General features: G+C 40.0%; 14 protein-coding genes. 8 read left to right on the top strand and 6 right to left on the bottom strand.

Features of this window, described 5'->3' with window-relative positions; genetic code table 11:
- The 5 genes from VK179_14775 to VK179_14755 form a co-directional block, all read right to left on the bottom strand.
- Entirely contained in the window at positions 1-1,338 is a 1,338-nt protein-coding gene (locus VK179_14775; GenBank protein HLO60009.1) for a sigma-54 dependent transcriptional regulator, read from the bottom strand.
- Positions 1,339-1,536: 198 nt separating this feature from the next.
- Positions 1,537-2,247 carry a hypothetical protein gene (locus tag VK179_14770; protein HLO60008.1) on the bottom strand — a complete coding sequence of 237 codons (711 nt, stop codon included), beginning with the start codon at positions 2,245-2,247 and terminating at the stop codon, positions 1,537-1,539.
- Positions 2,248-2,450: 203 nt separating this feature from the next.
- Complete coding sequence (locus tag VK179_14765; GenBank protein HLO60007.1) at positions 2,451-3,371, bottom strand: DUF3078 domain-containing protein; 921 nt, start codon at positions 3,369-3,371, stop codon at positions 2,451-2,453.
- A gap of 34 nt (positions 3,372-3,405) precedes the next feature.
- Positions 3,406-4,158, bottom strand: coding sequence for a DUF72 domain-containing protein (locus VK179_14760; protein ID HLO60006.1), 753 nt, complete (start codon positions 4,156-4,158; stop codon positions 3,406-3,408).
- A 63-nt stretch (positions 4,159-4,221) separates the two neighbouring features.
- Positions 4,222-4,485 (bottom strand): heavy metal-binding domain-containing protein, encoded by a 264-nt coding sequence (locus tag VK179_14755; GenBank protein ID HLO60005.1) that lies wholly within the window; start codon positions 4,483-4,485, stop codon positions 4,222-4,224.
- 151 nt (positions 4,486-4,636) lie between these two features.
- On the opposite strand from VK179_14755, the gene VK179_14750 reads away from it, so the two are divergent.
- The 4 genes from VK179_14750 (at position 4,637) to VK179_14735 (ending at position 8,970) form a co-directional block, all read left to right on the top strand.
- Entirely contained in the window at positions 4,637-6,850 is a 2,214-nt protein-coding gene (locus VK179_14750; protein HLO60004.1) for a transglycosylase domain-containing protein, read from the top strand.
- Between the two features lie 67 nt (positions 6,851-6,917).
- Positions 6,918-7,769, top strand: a complete 852-nt coding sequence (locus VK179_14745) for a hypothetical protein (GenBank protein ID HLO60003.1) — start codon at positions 6,918-6,920, stop codon at positions 7,767-7,769.
- A 159-nt stretch (positions 7,770-7,928) separates the two neighbouring features.
- Positions 7,929-8,660, top strand: coding sequence for a redoxin domain-containing protein (locus VK179_14740; GenBank protein ID HLO60002.1), 732 nt, complete (start codon positions 7,929-7,931; stop codon positions 8,658-8,660).
- Positions 8,661-8,676: 16 nt separating this feature from the next.
- Positions 8,677-8,970: a glutaredoxin family protein gene (locus tag VK179_14735; GenBank protein ID HLO60001.1), complete on the top strand. Its 294-nt coding sequence runs from the start codon at positions 8,677-8,679 to the stop codon at positions 8,968-8,970.
- 48 nt (positions 8,971-9,018) lie between these two features.
- On the opposite strand, the gene VK179_14730 is transcribed toward VK179_14735, so the two are convergent.
- Positions 9,019-9,486, bottom strand: coding sequence for a GNAT family N-acetyltransferase (locus VK179_14730; protein HLO60000.1), 468 nt, complete (start codon positions 9,484-9,486; stop codon positions 9,019-9,021).
- A gap of 58 nt (positions 9,487-9,544) precedes the next feature.
- Between VK179_14730 and VK179_14725 the strand changes: the two genes are divergently transcribed.
- The 4 genes from VK179_14725 to VK179_14710 are packed head-to-tail and all read left to right on the top strand — an operon-like array spanning position 9,545 to position 15,709.
- Positions 9,545-11,947: a PAS domain S-box protein gene (locus VK179_14725; GenBank protein ID HLO59999.1), complete on the top strand. Its 2,403-nt coding sequence runs from the start codon at positions 9,545-9,547 to the stop codon at positions 11,945-11,947.
- Positions 11,944-12,384 carry a response regulator gene (locus tag VK179_14720; GenBank protein ID HLO59998.1) on the top strand — a complete coding sequence of 147 codons (441 nt, stop codon included), beginning with the start codon at positions 11,944-11,946 and terminating at the stop codon, positions 12,382-12,384. Before VK179_14725 ends, VK179_14720 begins: the two co-directional genes overlap by 4 nt.
- A 6-nt stretch (positions 12,385-12,390) precedes the next feature.
- A complete protein-coding gene (locus VK179_14715) occupies positions 12,391-14,337 on the top strand; it encodes a response regulator (protein ID HLO59997.1) in 1,947 nt (648 codons plus the stop codon).
- Between the two features lie 25 nt (positions 14,338-14,362).
- On the top strand, positions 14,363-15,709 hold the full coding sequence (locus tag VK179_14710; GenBank protein ID HLO59996.1) for a family 43 glycosylhydrolase: 1,347 nt from the start codon (positions 14,363-14,365) through the stop codon (positions 15,707-15,709).
- The last annotated feature ends 61 nt before the right edge of the window (positions 15,710-15,770 follow it).

Here is a 15,770-nt window from a genome sequence, read left to right as displayed (position 1 = left end):
TCAGTTTTTTTCAGGTGCATTTATATTGTAAAGCTTAAGCTTATTGTAAAGAGTTTTCCTGTCGATATTCAGCAGTTTTGCAGCCCTGCTTTTATTGAATTCGGAAGCCTCAAGGGCTTTTATAATTCGTTCAGGTTCATTTACAGGGTTATTATAAGCCACGTGGTGATTGTTAAACGATTGTTTCTGATAAATTTCAGCCGGTATTTCATTTAATGTAATCTGGTTGCCTTTAGCAAGCAATGTGGCGCGCTTAACCACATTCCGCAATTCTCTCAGGTTTCCCGGCCATTCATAATGTTCAAAAACATTCTCAGTTTCGTCATCAAATCCTTCCACCGATTTTCCGAGATAGTTATTCGCCTGTTTCAGAAAATAGCCTGCAAAGTGCATAATGTCGGCACGGCGATGGGCGAGACGGGGCGCTTCAATCCTGAATTCATTCAGCCTGTGATAAAGGTCTTTCCTGAAAGTTCCTCTTTCCATAGCTTCCGTAAGGTCTTCATTTGTAGCCGTAATTATCCTGATATTTACTTTTACTGACCGTGTGCTTCCCACCGGCCGTATAACAGGCTCCTGCAGAGCTCTTAACAACTGAACCTGTGTATCATAAGGAAGGTTCCCGATTTCATCGAGAAAGAGAGTTCCCCCGTTTGCTATTTCAAAATAGCCAGTTTTGTCTGCAATTGCACCTGTGAATGAACCTTTAACATGTCCGAAGAATTCGCTTGTGGCGAGTTCTTTGGGTATGGCACCGCAATCGACGGCGACGAACGGGAAATTTTTCCGGGGACTTTTCCTGTGGATAAGGCGGGCAATATATTCTTTCCCGGTACCGCTTTCGCCTATTATAAGCACCGACATGGGAGTAGGAGCCACCAGGTCGATTATTTCATTCATCTCATGCGCCGTTTTACTAACTCCTTCGATGTAGTCATCATCCGGCTCTTTTGATTTCTGCGGATTAGAGTTCTGCCCGTCAGACTTTAAGGCTTCTTTAATCAGGCTGAGCAATTCATCAGGGTTCAGCGGTTTTGATATATAATCGAAAGCTCCCTGCTTGATTGATTTAATGGCTGTGGTAATATCGGCGTAACTTGTCATCAATATGATCTGGGTTTGTGGCCATGCCTTTTTTATAGGAAGGATCAGTTCAAGACCGCTCATCTCAGGCATACGCATATCGGACAAAACCACATCAAAATGCCTTTCCTTAATAATTCTCCTTGCTTCTATCGGGGAAAACACGCTGGTTACATCATAATTATTTTTTTCGAGCAGTGTTTTAAGCATCAGGCAGAAGGTGACATCATCATCAATAATCAAAATCGTGGCCATTAATAACTTATATTAAAATTCTACTGCAATGCAAATGGTAAACCTCACCGGTAGTGATTTAGTTCAAGAGGCTTAAAACATTTTATCTTTTTTTGTAAAAAAAAACCTCTGTCCCAGGATGTCTCCTGCGACAGAGGTGAGTCAATTTCCTTACCAATAACTGACTTAAGTAAGGCTTGGTTGCGAATTTAGATCAGCTTATTTCTGCATTTTTACAGATTCGCCTCTTTCGTCAAAGAAAAGGGTCTGTTTTTCGTCACCTTTGCTTACAGTAACTTTATAGGTTCCGTCACTTGCTTTAAAGGCTTTATCGGTTTTATAACCAGGATATTTTTCATTGATTGCCCTGGTTACTGCGGAAGGAAGTTCTGAAGATTTTACTTCTTCATTGTATTGGCTCATTGAACTTGAACTGCTGCCAGTACCCATACTTCCTGACGATCCTGATGTGCTTGAACCACTGCTGGTTCCTGTACCTGAACCGCTTGTGCCAGTACCGCTACCGCTGGTTCCTGTACCCTGCCTGTTTTGGTAGGTTCCTGAACCACTGGTTCCTGTGCTGCTACCACTTGTACCAGTACCCTGTGAACCGGTTCCGTATGAACCTGAAGTTCCGGTTCCTGTACTGCTGCCAGTTCCTGTACCCGACTGTGAGCCGGTTCCATAAGAACCTGAAGTACCCGTTGAAGTACCCGTTCCTGAGCCTGACTGTGAACCTGTTCCGTATGATCCTGAAGAGCCTGTACCTGCATTATCGTCATCCTGGGTTGATGATGAAGATGATGAAGGGCTCGTGGTACCTGTACCGGCACCTGAAGAACCTGAACCGGAACCAGCACCCTGGCCAAAATTAGGGGCACTTATTCCAAGAAGAGCCGCTGCAACTGCTAACATCATTATTTTTTTCATAACATATATGTGTTTAATTTGAACTTTGATTGTCATGGGGGTAATTGAAATATTCATGCCATAAAATCTCATTATTTTGGCAATTCAGATAACTATCAAGTATTCAATATGATATATTTTTAAAATCAGAAGAAGTATTACGTTTAATGGGAATTCTTGTGTAGATTCTACAGTAGGTTGTGTGGAATTTCCACACCTTTTGTTTAAAACTTCAATACAAAACCAACCCCGAACAGTTCCTTGAACTGAACCCTCGGGCCCCTGTGATCAACGATCCCATCACGATCACTGTCAATTTCGAGCTTTACATCATCATCGTAAAGCATATTCATTGATATTGACGCGCTCATAATCTTATTTATTTTCAATGACAATCTCAGTTCCCAATCAATATCAATATTTTCTGGTTTCTTCAGGTAGTTTGAAAAAAAATCAGTCCTCATATCTACAGATACATTTTCAACAAGGTCTTTCCTGTATAGCATTCTTATAAAGCCGCCTACCTCGCTCCGTGACCTTTGACCACGGGTTACGCCGTAAGAACCAGAATCAGCCAGTGCTTTGTCCAGAACAAATGTAGTTTTGCATGTTACCGGGGAAAAGAATGCTGAAAAATAATCGGTTGGTTTAAAATCGAATCCTATTGCTCCTACAAAATATCCCGGCGACATGAATCGTGAAATGACAACGCTGTCATTCGGATAATAGTACCCTGTGTTTATTTGGGTTTTTAAGGAAAGCAATCCTGAAAAATACCATTTGTCAAATACTTTATAACCGAATTTTGTAGCTGCATTGATCCGGTCATCCGTTTTTATAAAACCTCCTCCGTCGCTCTGGTTCATTATGCCGTAGCCCGTTTCAAATGAATTATCCCAGTTTATATTAACTGCCCTGTAATTAAGGTCCATTGTAAATAAACCGTTTACAGATAAGGAATTTCTTCCACCAGCAGCCCAGTTTGTCAGCGAAGCCTGGGAAATATTCAGTGAAAGTGTGACGTTTTTTTTCCATCCGCTGGCAGTATCAGGAGTAAAGGCTTTGAGAGTGCTCATTACATCTGTCAACTGAGCCTGCACGCATTGTAAAACAAATAATGAAGAGATGACCAGAACTGATTTCATTCATTCATTTTCATTCATTCATTCATTCATTCATTCATTCTTTCATTACTTTCATTCTTTCATTCAACGATCTTGCATTTTGAACCGCATAACCATGGATGTCGTTATTGAAAAAAACCCACACCTGTTTTCCTTCCTCTAACCATTTCCCAATTTTCCGGGCATATTCGGTCAATTCATTCGGGTTGTAATCAGAAGCATACAACTGGCCGTTGCCATGAAAACGCAAATAAACAAAATCGGTAGTTGTTGTTTCATAATATGGGTATCGCTCACCCGAATCTGCAATTGTAAAGGCTATCCTGTTTTCTTCAAGTATTTTGAAAGCTTCATCAGTAATCCACGATTTATGCCGGATTTCGAGTGCGAACCGGTATTCACCGTAATACTGGTTAAGTATGTTGAAAAAACTTCGTACTTTATTACCTTCAAAGCGCAATCCTGGAGGCAATTGTATAAGCACAGGACCCAGTCTGGATTTCATAATATCAAAAATTCCGAAAAACCGTTCAAGTGCTTCTTGGGCATTATTCAGCCTCAGCTGGTGGGTAATATACCGGCTTAATTTAGGACAGAAAATAAAATCCGGGGGAGTTCTCCTCATCCATCCTTCTACAGTAGTATTCAAAGGCAGATGATAAAAACTTGAATTCAGTTCAACGCAATCAAATTGTGTGATGTAATATTCGAGATATTTTGCAGATGTCAGATCATCGGGATAAAAAATATGATGCCAGTGTTTATAGCTCCATCCTGATGTGCCAATATGTAATTTGTCGTTATCCATACTTCTATATAACATAAAACCTGCCTGAATGGGCAGGTTTTATAAATACCGGTTACACATTTTTTACATCGCCATAGAATCAGCTGCAGGTGCATGAGTTGAATCGACTGCCACCAGTTTCATTCCACACTTGGGACAGTCGCCTGGCTTATCACTGACTACTTCCGGGTGCATCGGACATGTATATTTTACATTTTCTGACATTTTATTATTATCAGATGATTCAGTTCCCGTGGTGTTGCTTTCGGAACGATTGGTATTACTGCTGCAGGCAGCAGCGGTAACTAATAATGCACCGGTAAGAATCATTACTCTTATTGTTTTCATTTAATTAGTTTTTTTGTTAGTGTTATATAAAAAATTGTACGTCCTGCATTTCAGAAAGACGCGTGGAACAACATCTTGTTGTTAAAACATACTAAAATATGATTTGTTCTGTTAAGTTGTGGGATACAGGTTGTAATTTTACTGACTCAATATGAACAACAAGCAAAAAAAAGTACTAAAAATCGCGGGATTAATATGCCTTGTACCGGCATTGATTTTTTTTGTCGTCCTGGTCAGGGCCCTAAGCATACTTGAGTCAAAAGAAAAAATTCTGAACTATAACAATGCCACCGCTTCTGTCGTGCTATCGGATGACGGAAGAATAATAGGTAAAATTTTTACTGAAAACCGTACCAATGTTAATTATAAGCAAATTCCCGATCACCTTATCCATGCCCTGGTTGCAACCGAAGATGTACGTTTTTTCAAACATCATGGTATTGACGCCAGGAGCCTTTTCAGGGTATTTTTTAAAACTATTCTATTAAGCAGGGAAAGCTCAGGCGGAGGAAGTACAATTACACAACAACTGGCTAAGAATATGTTTGGCAGGACTAATAAAGGTCCTTTTCCGCTTCTAGTAAATAAGCTGAAGGAATCTATCCTGGCACGCCGCATAGAAAAGCTTTTTTCAAAAGAACAAATATTAACGCTTTACCTGAATACGGTTCCTTTCGGTGAAAATGTTTATGGGATTGAAGCAGCTTCCCTGAGATATTTTAATAAAACCACTTCAGATCTTAAAATTGAGGAATCTGCGGTATTGGTTGGAATGCTTAAAGCCAATAATCTCTATAATCCAAGGATAAATCCCAAAAAGGCATTGGAAAGAAGGAATCTGGTCATCAGGCTGATGGTTGAAAATAATTACCTGAAACAAAAGAAGGCAGATTACCTGGCCACCCTGCCATTAAAAATAAACTACAGTAATATCGAATCAAAAGGTCCCGCTGACTATTTTATTTACCAGATAAGAAACCAGGCAGAGAAAATACTTGCTGATCTGGATGACAACAAAAAAAAGTGGAATCTTGAAGAAGACGGGTTAATTCTCAATACAACGCTTAACCTGGATTTGCAGAAAAAGGCAAATGAAGCTTTCTATGAGCATCTGTCCGTCATGCAGAGGAAATTGAACGAACAGTATAAAAAGGGTTCAGGAAAAAAATACCTCGATTGCTGGGTAAAAAAAGAACTCAAAGCAGCCGGTTTTTCAGGAGATGAAAAAGAAGTGGGACTAAGGACAGTATTTGACTGGAAGGGTACAAGGACTGATTCGATATCCGCAATTGACAGCGTCAGGATGAATCTTAAATTACTTCACGCCGGACTATTGGCAATGGACCCCCTTACCGGTAGCATTAAAGTATGGGTGGGAGGAATTGATTTTAAGACACAGCCTTTTGACCAGGTATTAGCCCGCAGACAAATGGGGTCAACCCTGAAACCATTTATTTATGCCACAGCCTTTGAAAACGGAATCAGTCCCTGTGAATATTTAAATAATGATTCCATAGTCATTGAAGGTTATGACGACTGGCATCCGGCCAATTTTGATAATACATACGGGGGTAAATATTCACTTACCGGTGCATTGGTCCATTCAATGAATATTCCCACCCTTAATTTGTTTCTTGAAACAGGATTTGAATCGCTGGATTCGTTATGGAAAAAACTGGGATTTTCTTTTGATCTTGACAATACTCCGTCACTGGCAATGGGGACTTCAGAAGCAAGTGTGCTTGAAGTGGCGGTTGCATATTCTGCCTTTGCCAATGGTGGTTTAAAAATGATTCCGCAAATTCTCGTATCAATTACAAAACCCGATGGCACCATATTATGGAAGGCGGGAAAAAAGAAATACAATCAAAGAGTTTTATCAGAGCGCACATGCACAATGATTAATTATATATTGCAAAAGGCAATAAACCAGGGGACAGGAAGTCCTCTCAGATACAGTTATAATGTGACAGTTCCCCTTGCAGGGAAAACCGGAACTTCACAGGATTATACCGATGCATGGTTTGCTGCATACAATCCTTCAATTGTTATGGTAAGTCGCGTGGGCGGCTCAATTCCTGCAATTCATTTCAACAGTGGTTCCCTGGGTACAGGCAGTGCACTTGCTCTTCCGCTTGTCGCTCTTACACTAAAAGAACCGGTCCCCGAATATACTTCGGGATTTCCGGAGCTCGACAGTGAATTGCAAATCCAATTTGATTGTCCTGATTACCGTGAAAAAGATGTAATAGATAATATTCGTGAATTTTTTAAAAGGAACAGAATTTACTATGATTCAACGGACACAAGGGAAATAAGGAAAAGACCTTCTTTTTTCAAACGATTATTTGGGAAAAGAGAATGAATTATCTATAATTTTTTTAAAGCCAATAATTTGTCTATCTTTATTTTCAAATTAATTAATATAACGCATGAAAAAAAAATCAATAAAAAGTAAGATTAACACCTTTTCGAAAGAAGTAAAATCAATTAAGAAAAAAGGTGCATACGAGAAAGGTCAGAAAGCCCGTTCAGCTTTCCAGGCCATGGAATCAGATCTTAATATAACAATTGATTTGCAGAAAGAGATACGCAATTTAAAAGGCGCATTAAAAACAAAAAAGAAAGATTTGGTGTTAGCACTTAAGAAATTAAAAAGTGACAGAAATGCGTTTAAAAAAGCCAAATCACTGGTCGACAAAATTGACCTTACAATTCAAAGAACACCAAGAAAAAAGAGAGAAGTTTTACCAGCTCCCATAGTTGATAATGTTCTTCCGCAGCCTAAAAAGAGAGGGAGAAAACCAAAGATTTCTGCTGATAAGCCATCACAGACAAAGGTAAGAGCTGCACGCAAACCGGTGGTAGTAAAAGAAGCTGCGGCTGAAGGTCAGCCAAAACGAGGAAGAGGAAGAGCCCGTAAGGTTGCTGAACCTGTCGCAAAGGTCGAAACAAAAGCTCCTGCAAAAAGAGGCCGTAAAAAAGCAACTGAAAAACCTGCTGCCAAACCTGCAGTAAAAAAGGCACCCCGTGCTGCCGCTAAAACTGTGAAACCGGCGAAACTGGTAAAAGCTGCAAAACCTGCAAAAACAGCTAAACCGGCAAAAGCTGCAAAAACAAGCAAACCGGCAAAGGCTGCAAAACCCGCAGCTCCTAAAAAGGGCGCAAAACCAGGTCGTAAACCTGCAGTTAAAAAAGAAAAACCGGCTGAAGTACAATCGCAGGTAACGGAAAATCCGGCACCCGCTGAAAACCAGGGAACTCCTGAGACCCCGGTTCAATAACCAAAACCATTGAGTTCTATAGCCCGTTAAGTAATTAACGGGTTTTTTTTTGAAAAAATCAAACATCAAACAAAAAACCTGAAACTTCAAACAAAATATTCTGAACTTTTTTGAAGCAGAAACCTTATATCTGTTGATGTTTGTTCAAATTTAAGTTATATGAAAAGCGATAAGGGAAATAACAGTTATGCAAGCCGGTTACATCATCTTCAGGAAAAATTCAGGTTACTTGAACCAGCCATCGAGGATTCAGAGGTGAAACAGGCTCTGTCTCTTCTTCATGGAATGCTGCAGGAAACATTGAGAACAATTAACACTGCAAATACACAACCCATGAGTAAAAGCGAATCCATGCCCGATGTGGCTAATTTATTCAGATCAGCGCCGCCTATGCAGGGACCTGCTCTGAACAAACCTTTGCCCCGGGGCAGCCAGGCTCCTGATTTTGCCCTGAAAGACGCAGACGGAAATATTGTTAAGCTTTCCATGTACAGAGGCAGCCGAGTACTACTTGTATTTTATCCGCTGGATTGGAGTCCGGGATGCAGTCAGCAACTTGACTTATATCAATCCGAAATTTCGGAATTCGAGCGCAGAAGTATTAAAATCCTTGGCATTTCAGTTGATAGTATATACAGTCATGGAGCATGGACAATGGTCAGAAACCTGCAAATACCGCTGTTATCCGATTTTAATCCGAAAGGTGAAATAAGTAAAAAATACCAGGTTTACCGTGATGCCGACGGATTCAGTGAAAGAGCACTTTTTCTTGTAGATGAGGAAGGAACCATCCAGTACAGTCATGTTTCTCCTCAATTGCATCATGTACCTGATATAAACGAGCTTTTCATAAAGCTTGATGAAGTATTTAAACCAGTTTTAAGCAAGTAAATTAGGAGATGAAATCATGTTTTGGGAAAAAGAAGAATCAAACCGGAAGGAAACCATATCGTTAATACCGGGTCAGGTTGTAATATACGGAACATCGTGGTGTGCAAAAACCCAAATGGTACGGAGGTTTTTCGAACGAATGCAAATTCCTTACAGGTATCTCGATATCGAAGATAATCCTTCAGCAGTAAAAGAGCTGCGATGGCTTACAGGTGGCCATGCCAGTCATCCCACAGTTGTGATTGATGGGCAGACTTATATAGAACCCACAGTTTCAGAACTTGAAATGGTAATTGCGAAATATAAATAATTAACGTGGTAGAGACGCACAATCGTGCGTCTCTACGATCGTGTGTCTCTATGGCCGTTTCATATGCCATATTAAATGGCTTCTTCCTGTCTCACTAAAACCGATTTCGCGGTATAACTTTTTGGCTCTTTTATTATTTGGAGTAACTTCAAGGAATAGTGCCACACAATGGGGATCACAGGTTTCTGACATATACGCAAAAAATTGATGCGCAATACCCTGGCTTCTGTATTTTTCCTTTACATACAGTTCGTCTACATGAACCACAATTCCGCCATATTCATTGCTCCAGAAATTAATAAGCAAAGCATATCCTGCCAGTTCATCGCCTGCATAAAACAACAAAAATGTTCCCATCTCCGGATGATCGTTCAGGTATTTGAAAGTATCCCTTATTTTTTCATCCGACATTTTCTCGCATCCCTCATCCTCAATGTAAAGTTGTTTTATAAGACTGGTAAGGTCTTTGTCTGTTTCTCCATATGCTTTTAACCTGGAAAAAGATATTTCTTGCACAGCTTTGTCCTTTTTAGTAAATTGCTAATGTATTAATTTATTTGTGTCTGTTTAGTTTATGATAAGCGCAGAGGCAATTTTGTGGTTTAGTCTTTCTTTCCTTGTTATTGCTGTGTTCTTGGTTTTCTTTCTTTTTTTCAAGTTTAGAGAAAGCACACAAAGAGCAAACCATTACAAGTCCGATGCTGACAGGTTAACGACGATTTTCGACAACATGCTTGAGACTTGCCTGATTGTCGACTCAAATGGTAACATTCTGTATGCCAATCATGAAGCAGCCCGAAATAAATATTCTTCAAGAAACGAGCTAACTGGTAAGAACATCCGGGAAGTACTTTTAAAGTTTATTTCTGTTGACCGGGTTAATGATATTTTGAAATACCTGAAATCGCATGCTTACTGGAAGGGCGAAACTGAACTTCTATATGAGCAAGGCATTAAAAGATGGTTTGAATTAAGTCTTCAGCCGGTTCTTGAAGGAATGATGATCCTTGGCAGGGATATTACGGATAAGAAAATAGCTGAAGAAAACCTCCGCATAAGTGAGGAACAGTTTGCAACCGCTTTCGAAAGCAATCCCAACGCAATTTCAATTACCCGGATCCATGATGGATTAATTATCGAGTTGAACAAAACTTACGAAGAAATCACAGGCTATAATCGTAATGAAATTATCGGCCGGTCATCTCTTGACCTTGGAATATTTACTTATAAAACTCAGCGCGAGGAATTAATCAGATTATTGCAGGAAAAAGGCAGGCTTGAAAATGTTGAAATCGAAATAAAGAATAGCAAAGGGGAATTAAAGTATGTGATCCTGTCTTCTGTTCCCATAAACGTGCACACACAGGAATGTTCTCTTAACATCATGCTTGACGTTACAGAGAGAAAACTGGCTGAGATTGCAAGGGAAAAAGCAGAAAATGAATTAAGGGAAAGCGAATTAAGATACAAGCTCGTCACAGAAAACGGAAATGATGTGATCTGGTTGTTTGATCTGAAAGAAAACCGGTTTGTATATGTCAGTCCATCTGTTTACAAATTGCGCGGATACACGGTTGAAGAGGTCATGCAACAAGCTATGCCTGATTCGATGACCGCCGAATCATTTTCACAGATAGCTGAGCTTTTACCACTCCGCATTGCCGCATTTTTGAATGGTGATGAATCATGCAGAACACAAACTCATGAAGTCGACCAAACCTGCAAGGACGGCAGTATTGTCCCTACAGAAGTTGTTACAACGCTCATAACGGATGCAAACCACAATGTAGTACAAATACAGGGTGTAAGCCGGAATATTTCTGAGAGAAAAGCAGCAGAGAAAAATCTATTTGAAACCGTCGAATTGCTGAGAATTATGGGTAAAACAGCTAAAGTCGGGGGCTGGGAATTGAACCCGGTAACGGGTGAAGGAAAGTGGACAGAAGAGGTTGCCAGGATTCATGACCTCGATGAGTCCGTTGAACCAAACCGTGATCTGGGATACTCTTTTTACACTTCAGAATCGGTTGAAATAATTAAGTCTGCAGTTAATGATGCAATAAACAGTGGAATTCCTTATGATCTTGAACTTGAAATCGTTTCAGCTCTCGGCATTCATAAATGGATACGAACGATCTGTAACCCGGAAATGAAAGACGGCAAAACAGTAAGGCTTAAAGGATCATTTCAGGATATTTCAGAGATTAAGAAAATCAGGGATGAAATTGAAAAACTCAATTCCGATCTTGAACAACGTGTTGCTGAACGTACGTCACAGCTTGAAAGCGCAAATAAGGAACTGGAATCTTTTTCATATTCGGTTTCACATGACCTTAGAGCTCCGCTTCGTCATATTTCAGGATATGTTGATCTGCTCACAAGAAATTATTTAAAAGAATTACCCGAAAAAGGTAAACATTACATGCAATCCATCACTGATGCGACTCACCAGATGAGCGTACTTATTGATGATCTTTTGTCGTTTTCAAGAACTACAAGGCAGGTAATGAAAAAAAGCTATCTGGATATGAATGATCTGTTCGCAGGGATCATTAAAGAAAGTAAATTTGATGCAAAAGACAGGAAAATTAACTGGCATTTACATCCATTACCGGGTATTCATGCAGATCACGGACTACTAAAAACAGTGTGCGAAAATCTGTTAAGCAATGCATTAAAATTTACAAGAAATAGACAGGATGCTGTAATTGAAATAGGCTACACAAAAGACGGTAATGAGTCAATTTTTTATATTAAAGATAATGGTGCAGGCTTCGATATGGAATATGCCCATAAGCTTTTCGGAGTTTTTCAGCGGTTACATTCGTCTGAAGAATATGAAGGTACAGGTATTGGCCTGGCTAATGTTCACAAAATTGTAACCCGCCATGGGGGCAGGGTATGGGCTGAAGGCAAAATTGATGAAGGTGCGACCTTTTATTTTTCAATTCCTGATATACATAATACAGAACAATGATCAATCTTAGAAACATTTTACTGGTAGAAGACAACCTTAAAGATGTTGAGCTGACTCTCGAAGCACTCAAAGAGCATAACCTGGTAAACAGGGTTGTACACGTTCATGATGGAGTGGAAGCCCTGGATTACCTGAAATGCAGGAATCCATACAATAACAGGACCCCTGAAAATCCCTCTGTAATACTCCTTGACATAAAAATGCCAAGGATGGACGGTATTGAACTGCTTGAAGTCATCCGGTCGGATGATAATCTGAAAAGGATCCCGGTAGTAATGCTCACCTCATCCCGTGAGGAACCGGATCTGAAAATATGCTATAAATTGGGCGTCAATGCCTATGTGGTAAAACCAGTCAATTTTGTGGCATTTATGGATGCAGTGAAAGGGTTGGGTGTTTTCTGGGGGTTAATTAACGAATTGCCTTTTGAATATTAAAATACAATGAGCCTAAATAAACCGGTATTATCTATTCTTTCCCTGGAAGACTCAAAGGAAGATTTTGAGTTGCTATCGGAGTTTCTCAATCAATCGGATATCGAATTTACAATAAGACGGGTTGATAATGAATCAGAGTTTAAAAAAACAATCCAGACTGAAAAGTATGATGTGATTCTGGCCGACTTCAATCTGCCGGGATATGATGCTTTCAGTGCATTGGAAGCTGCGAATCAATTATGCACTAATGTTCCTTTTATTGTTGTCTCCGGATCGCTAGGCGAGGAAACGGCAATAGAGTTTATTAAAAAAGGAGCCGTTGATTATATTCTGAAAGATAAACCCGAACGTCTTCCTTTTGCCATAAAAAGAGCCATAAATGAGATAAAGGATAAGGAACTCAGGCTTCAGACGGAAATCGCTTTAAAAAAGAGCCAGGAACAATATTGGAATCTGTTTAATTCAAGTCTCGATGCCATTCTTATGATTTCAGAGAAGGGCAGGGTAATGTCAGCAAATCCTTCAGCCTGTGAAATTTTCGGTTATCAAAAAGACGAAATCAATAATGCTCAGCTTGGCGATTTGCTGGATGGCGCCGATCCTGGTCTTTCCGCTGCGTTTGATGAGTTGTCGGCAAATGGGAAGTTTTTGTCCGAATTAACCTTGATTCGGAAAGATCATTCAAAATTTCCGGCAGAAATAAGTGCAGCCACTTTTATCAATAAAGATCACCGGATCATCACCAATATGATCATCCGGGATATTACTTCCCGGAAAATTAATGAGGAGCAATTGCTTAAAGCCAAGCAGAAGGCCGAAGAAAGCGATAATCTCAAAACTGCCTTTCTGCACAATATATCCCATGAGATCAGAACACCCTTAAACGCCATTGTGGGTTTCTCCACATTAATAGCGGAAGAAACACCGGCCGAAAATCGCTTTCATCATTACAACGATGTAATTGTAAAGAGCAGTGATCAATTATTATCTATTATCTCTGATATTATCAATATAGCTACTATCGAAGCAGGCCAGGCTGTCATTAATGACGAACCGGTAAATATTACCGAACAGCTTGAATTGCTGTACAACCAGCATAAACCCGGCGCTAATGAAAAGGGTATTGATATCAGGTTCGAAACAGATTTAACTGAAAATTGCGGGGCCATTATCACCGATCCGGTAAAATTATCCGAAATATTGAACAATCTTATCGGAAATGCAGTCAAATTCACATTGAAGGGGAGTGTTCTTTTTGGAGTTAAAAACAATCAGAAAGAACTTACTTTCTATGTTAAGGATACCGGTATCGGGATTGCTCCGGAGTTGCATGAGATCATTTTTAAAAGATTCAGGCAGGTTGATTATAAAGCTACGCGCTTTTTCGGCGGTTCGGGCCTGGGATTATCCATCTCAAAAGCTTATGTTGAATTACTCGGTGGCAGAATCTGGCTCGAATCTGATCTGGGTAAAGGCTCTGTATTTTACTTCACAATTCCGTGCAATGAAGGGGTGCCTTCTGAAGTAGACCTTAGCACAGGTAATAATGAAACCCCGTTTATTATTGAACCCTGTACGATCCTTCTGGCAGATGATGAAGTATATAACCATTTACTTGTGCAGGAATTATTGTTGAAAATGAATATCAAAGTAATCAGGGCAATGGATGGTTCTGAAGCGGTTGAAATATGCAAAGCGAGAACCGATCTTTCACTTGTACTGATGGATATTAAAATGCCCGTAATGGACGGTTACGAAGCCACGGGGATTATTAAGCAAATCAGGCCTGATCTGACAATTATAGCACTTACAGCATATTCAACAGATGCCGATATTGAAAAGGCAAAATCAAGCGGCTGCGATGATTTCATCAGTAAACCTTTTAACCATGAACAACTTCTGTCAACAATAAAATTATATTTAAGGAAAAAGAATTCCCCAAAACAACAATGATGTCTCAACTTTATAAAAATCTAAAATGAATTTTTCAAGGTTATTTTTATTTGTTTCTCTTTTCCAGGTCGTGCTTTCACTGCATGCTCAGAATCCGGTAGTAAGAAACCAGTTCAGCGCTGATCCTTCGGCAAGAGTTTTCAACGGAACCGTATACGTGTATCCTTCGCATGATATTTTAGCGAGGGAAGGGAAGGGAAAGCCGGGATGGTTTTGTATGGAGGACTATCATGTATTTTCATCAGTCGATCTGATGAATTGGACCGATCATGGAGTGATCGTCAGCCAGAAAGGCGTGAGCTGGGCAGATACCTCCACTTACAGCATGTGGGCACCTGATTGCATATACAGGAACGGGAAATATTACTTTTATTTCCCTGCCAATAATAATAATCTTGTTATAAACGGAAGAAAAAGTTTTTCTATTGGGGTTGCGGTTGCCGATAAGCCTGAAGGTCCTTTTACTCCGCTTCCTGAGCCCATTAAAGGAGCCAATGGCATTGATCCTAATGTTTTTATCGATAAGGACGGGCAGGCATACTTATACTGGGCATTGGGCAGGATGTACGTAGCGAAGCTTAATGATAATATGACCGAACTGGCTTCAGAACCACAGGTAATTAAAGATATGCCGGTTAAAGGTCTGATTGAAGGGCCCTGGATGTTTGAACGAAACGGTATCTATTATTTTACTTACCCTCATGTGGAAAACAACATTGAGCGACTTGAATACGCTACGGGCGACAATCCTATGGGACCATTCCGGTTTGCAGGAGTGATTATGGATGAATCACCGATGAACTGCTGGACCAATCACCAGTCGGTTTTTGAATTTAAGGGTCAGTGGTATTTATTTTATCACCAGAATGCCTATTCTCCGAAATTTGATAAAAACAGGTCGATTTGTATCGACAGCCTTTTCTTTAATTCCGACGGATCTATTCACAAAGTTGTGCCTTCCAACCGCGGTGTAGGAGTAAACAGCGCTTTTGACAGGATTGATGTGGATCGTTATAGTGAAATCAGCAAACAGGGATCAAAAGCAGAATTCATTGATTCACTTAACACCTTTAATGGTTGGAAGCTAATTCTTGATAAAGGGGGTTGGGCTAAATATAATGCTGTTGATTTTGGAAAAACCAAACCCAAATCAATTGAAGTATACTGCAAATCACAATCCGGTGGAACCATACAAATCCGGTTGGATAAGCCCGATGGAATTCCTGTGGCTCAAATTGAAGCAGGTGGTAAAACTGACTGGAAAAAAAGCAATGTCCGCGTGAAAAAAGCAAGTCCCGGCATTCATGACATTTATATTCATTCAACTGGAAATTCCCCGGTTGAAATTGACTGGATCCGCTTCTTAAAATAATCAGACCTGACAGCGTCGGAGAGATGTCAGCGTCTTTATAATTTTATTCACTAAATGAATT

The sequence above is a fragment of the Bacteroidales bacterium genome, assembly GCA_035299085.1.
Lineage (GTDB): Bacteria > Bacteroidota > Bacteroidia > Bacteroidales > UBA10428 > UBA5072.
This window is presented reverse-complemented; position numbering and strand designations above follow the sequence as displayed.

Bases quoted from the DNA above. Each gene is read 5' to 3' on its own strand.
- VK179_14775 (HLO60009.1), bottom strand. From the start codon at position 1,338: ATGGCCACGATTTTGATTATTGATGATGATGTCACCTTCTGCCTGATG.
- VK179_14760 (HLO60006.1), bottom strand. From the start codon at position 4,158: ATGGATAACGACAAATTACATATTGGCACATCAGGATGGAGCTATAAA.
- VK179_14715 (HLO59997.1), top strand. From the start codon at position 12,391: ATGAGCCTAAATAAACCGGTATTATCTATTCTTTCCCTGGAAGACTCA.
- VK179_14710 (HLO59996.1), top strand. From the start codon at position 14,363: ATGAATTTTTCAAGGTTATTTTTATTTGTTTCTCTTTTCCAGGTCGTG.
- VK179_14740 (HLO60002.1), top strand. From the start codon at position 7,929: ATGAAAAGCGATAAGGGAAATAACAGTTATGCAAGCCGGTTACATCAT.
- VK179_14750 (HLO60004.1), top strand. From the start codon at position 4,637: ATGAACAACAAGCAAAAAAAAGTACTAAAAATCGCGGGATTAATATGC.
- VK179_14745 (HLO60003.1), top strand. From the start codon at position 6,918: ATGAAAAAAAAATCAATAAAAAGTAAGATTAACACCTTTTCGAAAGAA.
- VK179_14755 (HLO60005.1), bottom strand. From the start codon at position 4,485: ATGAAAACAATAAGAGTAATGATTCTTACCGGTGCATTATTAGTTACC.
- VK179_14735 (HLO60001.1), top strand. From the start codon at position 8,677: ATGTTTTGGGAAAAAGAAGAATCAAACCGGAAGGAAACCATATCGTTA.
- VK179_14720 (HLO59998.1), top strand. From the start codon at position 11,944: ATGATCAATCTTAGAAACATTTTACTGGTAGAAGACAACCTTAAAGAT.
- VK179_14725 (HLO59999.1), top strand. From the start codon at position 9,545: ATGATAAGCGCAGAGGCAATTTTGTGGTTTAGTCTTTCTTTCCTTGTT.
- VK179_14770 (HLO60008.1), bottom strand. From the start codon at position 2,247: ATGAAAAAAATAATGATGTTAGCAGTTGCAGCGGCTCTTCTTGGAATA.
- VK179_14765 (HLO60007.1), bottom strand. From the start codon at position 3,371: ATGAAATCAGTTCTGGTCATCTCTTCATTATTTGTTTTACAATGCGTG.